This window comes from Bifidobacterium reuteri DSM 23975 (genome assembly GCF_000741695.1).
GTDB classification, from domain to species: Bacteria; Actinomycetota; Actinomycetes; order Actinomycetales; family Bifidobacteriaceae; genus Bifidobacterium; species Bifidobacterium reuteri.
Genome location: NZ_JGZK01000011.1, coordinates 1 through 8,957, shown reverse-complemented (window position 1 = coordinate 8,957; position 8,957 = coordinate 1). Strand labels below are relative to the sequence as shown.

7 protein-coding genes and 1 tRNA gene are annotated in these 8,957 nt (G+C 59.0%); 5 read left to right on the top strand and 3 right to left on the bottom strand.

Features of this window, described 5'->3' with window-relative positions; genetic code table 11:
- Positions 1-312: 312 nt before the first annotated feature.
- Positions 313-1,518 (top strand): hypothetical protein, encoded by a 1,206-nt coding sequence (locus BREU_RS08780; RefSeq protein WP_044090671.1) that lies wholly within the window; start codon positions 313-315, stop codon positions 1,516-1,518.
- Between the two features lie 109 nt (positions 1,519-1,627).
- Here BREU_RS08780 and BREU_RS08775 read toward each other — a convergent pair whose 3' ends face one another.
- Complete coding sequence (locus BREU_RS08775; protein WP_044090672.1) at positions 1,628-2,608, bottom strand: Gfo/Idh/MocA family protein; 981 nt, start codon at positions 2,606-2,608, stop codon at positions 1,628-1,630.
- A 171-nt stretch (positions 2,609-2,779) separates the two neighbouring features.
- Between BREU_RS08775 and BREU_RS08770 the strand changes: the two genes are divergently transcribed.
- The 4 genes from BREU_RS08770 to xylA all read left to right on the top strand — a co-directional run bounded on the left by BREU_RS08770 (position 2,780) and on the right by xylA (position 7,092).
- Positions 2,780-2,856 (top strand) — tRNA-Asp (locus BREU_RS08770).
- Positions 2,857-3,368: 512 nt separating this feature from the next.
- Positions 3,369-4,319 carry an ROK family glucokinase gene (locus BREU_RS08765; protein ID WP_044090673.1) on the top strand — a complete coding sequence of 317 codons (951 nt, stop codon included), beginning with the start codon at positions 3,369-3,371 and terminating at the stop codon, positions 4,317-4,319.
- Positions 4,320-4,728: 409 nt separating this feature from the next.
- Complete coding sequence (locus BREU_RS08760; RefSeq protein WP_044090678.1) at positions 4,729-5,526, top strand: hypothetical protein; 798 nt, start codon at positions 4,729-4,731, stop codon at positions 5,524-5,526.
- 216 nt (positions 5,527-5,742) lie between these two features.
- Positions 5,743-7,092 (top strand): xylose isomerase, encoded by a 1,350-nt coding sequence (gene xylA, locus BREU_RS08755; RefSeq protein ID WP_044090674.1) that lies wholly within the window; start codon positions 5,743-5,745, stop codon positions 7,090-7,092.
- Positions 7,093-7,406: 314 nt separating this feature from the next.
- On the opposite strand, the gene BREU_RS08750 is transcribed toward xylA, so the two are convergent.
- On the bottom strand, positions 7,407-8,441 hold the full coding sequence (locus BREU_RS08750; protein ID WP_044090676.1) for a LacI family DNA-binding transcriptional regulator: 1,035 nt from the start codon (positions 8,439-8,441) through the stop codon (positions 7,407-7,409).
- Positions 8,442-8,768: 327 nt separating this feature from the next.
- On the bottom strand, positions 8,769-8,957 hold a 189-nt coding region (locus BREU_RS12435), incomplete at its 5' end, for a transposase (RefSeq protein ID WP_238567045.1).

Genomic DNA, 8,957 nt, shown 5'->3' with positions numbered 1-8,957 from the left:
GATGCGGGGCGTGCCGATCACGACGTTGGCGGGCAGATGCAGCATGCGCTTGAGCGCGCCGGCTGATATGGTGGGCACAGGCGTTCCTCTGTTCTTCGGTTCTATTTCTTGGCGGAAACAAACCTAACAGGCGAACGCCCCTTCCATACCCGCATACACAAAAGCCCCGGCCACAACGCCGAGGCTCAACACCCCACCACACAAACTGGCGAAGGCTCATACATATATGCGGTGGACGGAATCCGATGCTTGTTCGTCTGTTGTTCATCTGCGGCGCGGGTGTGGTTGCGGGAGTGTGGGCATGATGGAGTAATGGCAGATGATTATCAGCGTTCATTCGAGGAAGAATACGGGACCAGGCTTTCTGCAGGGCGCGGCAGTGTGGCCGGCGTGGTGACCGATGCCGAGCGTGCGGCGGTCGGCAACATCCGTCTCAGGGCTCTGCTCTGGATCATGGTGTTCCTCATCGTGCTGGGTACGGCCATCGCCGCCGGGACGGATCGCAGCGGCGGACCGGCGCAAGGCGAGCAGGTGACTGCCGTCGTCACCAATGTGGATACCAGAAAGAACAGTGTCACAGTTTCGGCCCACGGATCCGACTACCCGTTCCGGCATCGCACGAAATCGGTCTATTCCTACCATGTGGGCGAACAATTGCAGCTGTACCTATTCAACGGCGAAGCATATGAGTCGTTGCAGGGCGTCACCAATCTCACCCCTCTTGGCAAAGCCTATCCATGGCTGGCATGTGCGGCGTTCGCGCTCGCCGTGGTCGCACTTACATATTTGGTCGGATGGCGTAGGGCGGCGGCAGTCGTGCGGGACTCGGACGCCGGCGATCCCATCGCGATCGCCTATCTCAAACGTGGGCCCCAGCTGGGGTCGGTGGAGTGGTGGTGGGCAACTCCACCGGTCCGGCCCAAGGCCGAACGCCGCAAGGTGGTGGCCATGGGTGTTGTGTTCGCGGTGGCAGCGGCAGCGTTCATGGTGATGGAGATGGCGATATGGCTGTTGGACAAGCCGGCTGGAGTAAGCAGTATCCTGGTGGCAGCCCCGTTCGCGAGCGTGCCGTTCCTTGCGCTCGCCGTATGGTGCTTCCTGTTCGCCGCACATCCGACGGAACGGCTCATCCGCATGCTCGGACGGGTGAGATGGGGACTGCTCGCCATCGGTCTCATCGGCTTGTTGGTGACCGGTATGGTGGCTCAGGATTTCTACGCCGGTGGCCTGCTCGCGGCGGTATACGTCACGTCACACACGTTCATCCAGGCGTTGCGGGCATTGGCCACCACCGCATTGCCGGGGCCGGTGACCATGCCGCGATACCGTGAGGAGATCGAACGGGACGTGGCCAGACGGGCGCAGGCCGAATCCCAGGTCGCATCCGAAGGTTGGGGATTGGAGATGGTCCGCGCCAAGCGGGAACGCCGCATGTTCCTGAGATACACGTTGATATCCATCGGGCTTATCGCGTGCATCGCGCTCGCCACATGGGCGAAACTGCAGTTGGGCTTGTGACGCCCATGGTAATGGGCGGTGCGTGATTGCAGTCGTCAGTGCTGGAAGCCGCCGTTCCGGCGCCTTCAGACCAAGGCCTCTGGCGCCGTGAGATGGAGACGAACCCTATCTATCGCTCCTCTTCCGGATAGGTCATGCCCCACTGGGCGCGGCGGATCAGCGTCATCATGTCCATCACATCGCGCGTGTAGTCCAGATGCATGACGTTGCGGTCGCCGGCGATGGCCGCTTCCATGTCCGCAACCTCATAGGCCAGCGCCTTGGCCGTTTCCCCGGCTTCGACCACTTCGGTATGGCCATCCTCCACATAGGTGATGGTCGCGCGTTCGCCGCGAGGATAGTCGTAGATCTCCACGTATCCCTTGTCGAACGACAGCAGTCCGCGCTTCGGCTGCTTGGCGTGCAGCGAAAGCGTGACCGTGGCCATCTGCCCTTCACGATTGGTCAGGAGGATTCCGGCTTGCTCGTCCACGCCGGTGGGTGCGAACTTGACCTGGGAAAGAATCTGATCGGGGGTGGAGCTCATGAACCAGCGCACGAAGGACAGTGCATACACGCCGATATCCAGCATGGCTCCGCCAGCCAAATCGCGGTTGAAGAAGCGGTTCGCCATGTCGTATTCCTTGTAGGAGCCGAAATTCATCTGTATGAGCTTGAGCGTGCCGAGCTTGCCGGAGCTGATGATCTCGTTGAGCTTCTTATACAGCGGCATATGGTAAATGGTCATGGCCTCGGCGAGCACCAGATTGTTGGCTGCGGCCAGCGCCACTGCCTCGTTGAGTTCCTCGCTGTTCAATGTGATGGACTTCTCGCACAGGACATGTTTTCCGGCATTGAGCGCCTTGCGCAGGAAATTGATGTGGGTGTTGTGCGGTGTGGAAATGTAGATGACGTCCACGTTCGGGTCGGTGAACACATCGTCAATGCTGTCGTATACGGTGCCGATGCCGTATTTCTGCGCGAAAGCCACGCCATTGGCATGTGTGCGGTTCGCCACTGCATAGAGTTTGCGCCCTTCGCTCTCCAGTGCCTGCTCAAGCTGGTTGGCGATGACACCGCATCCTAGCGTAGCCCAATTGAGTGTACGCATGATCGTCTCCTTTGCCTTGCGTTTTCCTTGTGTCCAGCATACTGCCGCCCCGGAGGCAATCGGATACGCCACGCATGGACGCGCATGTTCCTGTGGTGCGACACGCCGAAGATGACGTTCAGGTGAACAATCATGTATTGTGTCCTCTTGTGCTTTGTTGCAAGGCACAACGGCCCCGTAGCTCAGTTGGTTAGAGCGCCGCCCTGTCACGGCGGAGGTCACCGGTTCAAGTCCGGCCGGGGTCGCCACCAAGCTTCCGATGTATCGGAAGCTTTTTTGTTATCCGTGCTCCCGCTCAGCATACGTTTGCTGCGGTCTTGCGTCCTGTTACCTCAGCAAACGTACGCTGACTCGAAGTGAGTGTACGTTTGCTGAGAAAAAGGTTAGCAGAGTCTCAATAAACGTACGCTGAGCTGCAGCCGTACCGCAGCAGTTGGGTTGGCCGGTTATTTCCGGTGGCGCGAAAACGGTCGGTTTGTGTGACCGGCCGGGTGATGGGCCAGAGGCAAAGAAAGAACATGGCGTCGGGAACCGTAGACTATGCCGGATATGCGACACGCCGCCGTCTTGCGAGCGGTTGGGAAACGAATGCTAACGTTTGCGCTAACAATCGTTGTTTTGCAAGGAAGCCGCTGATGGTGATGTATGAGACAGTATATGCCGCCAATCGTGCAGCTTATGTACCTGATGGTAGTTGGGTCACCCCTCTTCGTTACTATTTCAGTAGTTCCATAGGAATCCCATACTCAAGGAGCGAGTCATGACTACACTGGCCGTAGATATCGGAGGGACCAAGATCGCCGCTGCCGTGTGCGATGAAAACGATAGCATTATTCAGCGCTGGCGCGTACCCACGCCGATGGACGCGAACGCCATCAACCAGCACATCGCCGAGGCGTATCACGAAGCCGTCGCCGCCGGGCATACGGATATTCAGGCCATCGGTATCTCCGCTGCGGGCAATGTGAGCGCAGACCGCAAGACCCTGACGTTCTCCGCCAATATCCCGGCCTGGATCGATTACAACCTGTCCGAACATGTCGGCGCGTTGATCGACCATGCGGTGCCAGTCATCGTGGAAAACGACGCCAACTGCGCCGGATGGGGCGAATACGTGCATGGTGCGGGGCAGGGCAGCCGGAATATGGTGGCTCTGACCGTGGGCACCGGATTGGGCGGTGCCATTGTCATCAACGGCCAGCTGTATCGCGGTTCCTTCGGTATGGCCGCCGAGCTGGGGCATCTGCCGATGGTTCCGGATGGCGACACCTGTGGCTGCGGTTTGCGTGGCTGCGCCGAGCGTTATACCTCCGGCAGCGCGCTGGAGCACTTCGCCAAGTCCGCAGTGCGTCGTCGTCCTCAGGACGCCAAGCGACTTCTCGAGCTGTGCGGCGGCGATGTGAACAAGCTGGAGGGGCCGATGGTCTCCCAGGCGGCTCAGGAAGGCGATGCGCTGGGACTGTACGCATTCGGCAAGATCGGCGAATGGCTTGGCCGTACGATGGCCGCGGTCTCCGCTGTGCTCGACCCTGACCTGTTCGTCATCGGCGGCGGCGTGGTCGCCGTCGGCGACATTCTGCTCGAGCCGGCCCGCTATAACTACCAGCGCTTCCTGGAAGGCAGCGCATACCGTGGTCACGCCGAGATCGTGCCCGCCACCGCCGGTCAGGACGCCGGTCTCATCGGCGCCGCCAATCTGGCCCTGCGCTGACGCCTTCCTTGGTGTAAAGCATTGTCCCCTACGGTCCTGTGCACATAGGTGCCAGGACCGTTTGTCGTTGTCCGGCCGTTTCGGCCCGCCATATTCGCCGGGATGGGGTATTCGCCGGGTTGCTTGACATGGCATAAACGAGATGTGTGGACGGCGCGCCGAAGCGGGTGTGGATAATCTGCGGACTGTGGATGACGGTCGCCTGATTGGTGGATGACCCGCGTGGAAATGGGGTTATCCACGGGGATTCGACTTGGTTGTGCACATTTCCGTGACCCTTGGCGTCATGGGTTGTGCACTTATCCACAGGTTCGCCCGGCGGGCTTGCGGCCGGATTGCGGAGCGCCGTACAGTGTGCCTCACGGCGGGCAAGGAAGCCCGCCGTCCACACTTCAGGAAGGGGACGATGATGTCCATGGTTACAGTTGCCGCGATCGGCGATTCCGATTCGCCCGCCATGCTTGATACCAAAGACGTGGTGGATATGTTCAAGCGCTCCAATCTCGCCGTCTATGCCGAGGCTCGCCGCGAGTTCTATCGCAAGGTGAATCTCAACCCATTCAAACCCCATTCGCAGTATGTGCTTCAGCTTGTTGAATGGTCGTTCCTCGATTGGTTCTCGTTCGATTGCCGAATCAGCGGCTCCGGCATCACCGGCAACGAGTCCGAAGACATGCTCGTCGAATTGGAATACGATGCCTTGCGGGGCATCTCGCCGTTCCGGGCCGCTGCGGAATACCTGCATCGTCATGCCGGGGGAGTGGGGGACATCGATCTCGACGATTTGCGTGAAGTGGATGAGACCAATTTCGCGTCCATGTTCTGGATTAGGAACGCCAATGCGGTTCAGGGGCGACTCATGGTGGAGGATCTCATTCGTGGCGAGTTCTATTCCGTGTTCGACCCCAGAGCTGCCGCACGTTATGACGGGGCGCATGGTGGTTTGATTGTCAACCGCATTGCGCGGGCTCGGGGTATGTGGCGTTCGTGCGCCATACCGTTGTACGAGGCGCGCAGGCCGGATGCGTTGGATGCCAAAGCGGATATCTCCAGAGAATTCCGGGACACGGGGTATACGCCTGATGTGGCCGGATTGCTGAGATTCTTCTATGGGCGCGCCAAGGATACCGGACTCGGCTGGGAGGACGCGGTGTCGTTGCGCAGCACCGGCGTGCTCGACCGATTCCTGAATCGTATCTGTGATTGAAGGTGGGGCATTGCCGCCTCATTGGGGGCATTGCGGCCCAATGGGGCGGCAATGATGGGGAAGGCTCCTGAAGGGCTTATGCGATTTCGGCGGACCGAGGAAGGGGCGGCACGCCGATTCATTAATTTATCCATTTGACAAATATAGTTCAATGGGTTTATTATTAACGTGTCATTCGTAGAAACCACTACTGAATATGCAAAGGAGCTCACGAACATGGGTCTGTGGGATGTTGACAAGGTTGAGTACGTAGGTCGCGCCAAGGGACCGAAGGAAGGACTCGCCTTCCACTACTACGATGCCGACAAGGTCGTTGCCGGCAAGAAGATGAAGGACTGGCTGCGTTTCGGCGTCGCTTGGTGGCACACCTTCAACCAGGAGCTGGTTGATCCGTTCGGCACCGGCACCGCGCACCGTCCGTACTACAAGTACACCGATCCGATGGATCAGGCTCTGGCCAAGGTCGACTACGCCTTCGAGCTGTTCACCAAGCTCGGCGTCGAGTACTTCTGCTTCCACGATCGCGACATCGCCCCCGAGGGCGACACCCTGCGCGAGACCAACGCCAACCTGGACAAGGTCGTTGACAAGATTGAGGAGAACATGAAGGCCACCGGCGTCAAGCTGCTGTGGAACACCTCCTCCCTGTTCACCAACCCGCGCTTCGTGTCCGGCGCCGCCACCTCCCCGTTCGCCGACATCTATGCCTACGCGGGCGGACAGCTCAAGAAGAGCCTTGAGATCGGCAAGCGCCTGGGTGCTGAGAACTACGTGTTCTGGGGTGGCCGTGAAGGCTACGAGAACCTGTGGAACACCGAGATGAAGCGCGAGACCGACCACATCGCCAAGTTCTTCCACATGTGCGCCGACTACGCCAAGGAAATCGGCTTCGACGCCCAGTTCCTGATCGAGCCGAAGCCGAAGGAGCCGACGCTGCACCAGTACGACTTCGACGCCGCCACCGCCATCGAGTTCCTGCGCAGCCATGACCTGACCGACGTCTTCAAGCTGAACCTCGAGGGCAACCACGCCAACCTGGCCGGCCATACCTACCAGCACGAGATTCGCGTGGCCCGCGAGAACGGCTTCCTGGGCTCCCTCGACGCCAACCAGGGTGACAAGCTCATCGGTTGGGACATGGATGAGTTCCCGACCGACCTCTACGAGACCGTGGCCGTGATGTGGGAGGTCCTGCAGGCCGGCTCCATCGGCCCGCGCGGTGGTCTGAACTTCGACGCCAAGCCGCGTCGTACCTCCTTCTACGCCGAGGACCTGTTCCGCTCGCACGTCGCCGGCATGGACTCCTACGCCGCCGGCCTGCTGGTCGCCGACAAGATGAACCAGGATCACTTCATCCAGGATCTCATGGAGGAGCGCTACAGCTCCTACGACTCCGGCATCGGCAAGGACATCGACGAGGGCAACGTCACGCTGGCCGACCTCGAGGCCTACAGCCTTGACAAGCCGCAGTCCGAGCTCATCGCCGCCACCAAGTCCGACCACCTCGAGTCCGTCAAGGCGACGATCAACAACTACATCATCGACGCCCTGTCCGAGGTCGAGTGAGCTGCGACTGACTCGCAGGTAGACTGAATTCCTTTGTATGTGCGCGTCTTCACGAAGGTGGCGCGGACATACAAAGGAAAATGACGGCAAAATCGTTTGTATGTGCGCGGCGCAATCGTTGAACCGCGCACATACAAACGGTAATCGGTCGTTAGTCTGCTGGTGGATTCATGACTGCCCAGTATCTTCTCTGATTCCTTCTTTCTTCCTTCCTCCATGAGAGCCGCTGCCGACACCGTTGCCGGCAGCGGCTCTCGTTGTATAAGCTGATGCTCAGGACTCGACTCCTGTGCTTTAGGGGTGGGCTAAACGCCTTAGGGGCGGACTAGACGCCGCGTGCTGTCGCGAACCACAAGCGACGTGGAAAGGATCACACGCTTCTGAATTTGGCGACCTTCGGTGGTGTCGATGATCATTCGAGTTGCCGTGGACGCCATGTCCTGCAGCGGCTGGCGGACCGTGGTAAGTGCCGGGCCCATATAAGCGGAGGTCTGGATGTCGTCGAAGCCGATGACGGACAAATCTTCGGGTATGCGGATTTTCAGCTGCCTTGCCGCTTCATATACTCCCATGGCCTGCAGATCGCTGCCGGCGAAGATGGCGGTGGGGCGGTTGCGTTCGTCTTCGAGCAGCGCCATGGCCCCCTCGTAGCCGCCGGGAGTGGTGAAATCTCCCTCTGCGATGAGCTCGGGGGATGTGGGGATGCCGCGTTCAGCCAACGCTGCGGAATAGCCGTCCAGCCTGGCGCGGGAGCATAGCATCTCGTCCGGCCCGGTGATGATGCCGATTCGTTTATGACCCAGCTCCAGCAGATGGCGTGTGGCGATGACGCTTCCCGTCCAGTTGTCCGCCTGTACGGAGAGATCATCCAATGTCGGGCTGCCGGACGGATCGAAGACGACGAACGGGATGTTGTGTGATTTGAAGAGATAGCGCTCCTTCTCGGTAAGGTTGGAGAACACGAGGATTGCGCCGATCGGGTGACGCTCGATGAGCCCTTCTACCCATGCCGAGTCAGGATGCTGGCGGTCGCCGCTTTCGGCCACCATCACGTTGATGCCATGCTGCTTGGTCTCCCGGATGATGTCTCTGAGCACTTCCAAGGCCCAGATGGTCTCGAAATCCCTGAACACCACTTCGATGGTCTGTTGCCTGCGCTCGGGGGAGATTCTGCGGACGTATCCGCTGTCTTTGAGCGCTTTGTCGATGGTTCTGCGCGCGGTGTCCGAAATGTCCGCTTTGCCGTTGAGCGCCTTGGAGACCGTGGCCAGGGAGTATCCGGTCTGTTTGGCGATGTCCGAAAGCTTGACTTTGTTTTCGGCTGTTGTTTTCTGTGGCGTAGCACTCATTGGTCATCACCCTTATCGTCGTATTGCACAATAGTATATTCGAAACTTTCGGAAAGTCAATTTCTGGCAATTACGCAGTTTGATGCTCTAAAAAGGTTGGTATTAAGCCATTTTTGGAAATATGGGAACGCGCCGCTCTAGTTTGCTCATTAAACTAAGTCGGTTTTATGATAGAACCATCGAAAATACAAAGTAGGTTTTCGACAGAGTTGAAGAAGGTGTCAACAGCACAGATGGTGAACGAGGCTTGTTGATTATTACGGAATCCGCATAATTACGGCTCTTCGGGTGTTTGTGTGGGTGTGGAGCACTGGTCCGGCCTTCTGGTTATTGGCGTCCGGGGAGTTGGAGGTCAAGTCCTCCGCATTTGAGCATGACGAGGCTGATGAGGTTGTCGAGGTTGCGGTAGCCGTAGCCGATCTTGATGGTGGTCTTGATTCTTGTTGTTGATGGCCTCGAGCCTGGCGTTGGACAGTCCGGAACGGATGGTTGTGAGGATGTCGAAGTGGCGTCTGG

Excerpts from the sequence above, each read along its gene's own strand:
- BREU_RS08780 (WP_044090671.1), top strand. The coding sequence starts at position 313 with ATGGCAGATGATTATCAGCGTTCATTCGAGGAAGAATACGGGACCAGG.
- BREU_RS08775 (WP_044090672.1), bottom strand. The coding sequence starts at position 2,608 with ATGCGTACACTCAATTGGGCTACGCTAGGATGCGGTGTCATCGCCAAC.
- BREU_RS08765 (WP_044090673.1), top strand. The coding sequence starts at position 3,369 with ATGACTACACTGGCCGTAGATATCGGAGGGACCAAGATCGCCGCTGCC.
- BREU_RS08760 (WP_044090678.1), top strand. The coding sequence starts at position 4,729 with ATGTCCATGGTTACAGTTGCCGCGATCGGCGATTCCGATTCGCCCGCC.
- xylA (WP_044090674.1), top strand. The coding sequence starts at position 5,743 with ATGGGTCTGTGGGATGTTGACAAGGTTGAGTACGTAGGTCGCGCCAAG.
- BREU_RS08750 (WP_044090676.1), bottom strand. The coding sequence starts at position 8,441 with ATGAGTGCTACGCCACAGAAAACAACAGCCGAAAACAAAGTCAAGCTT.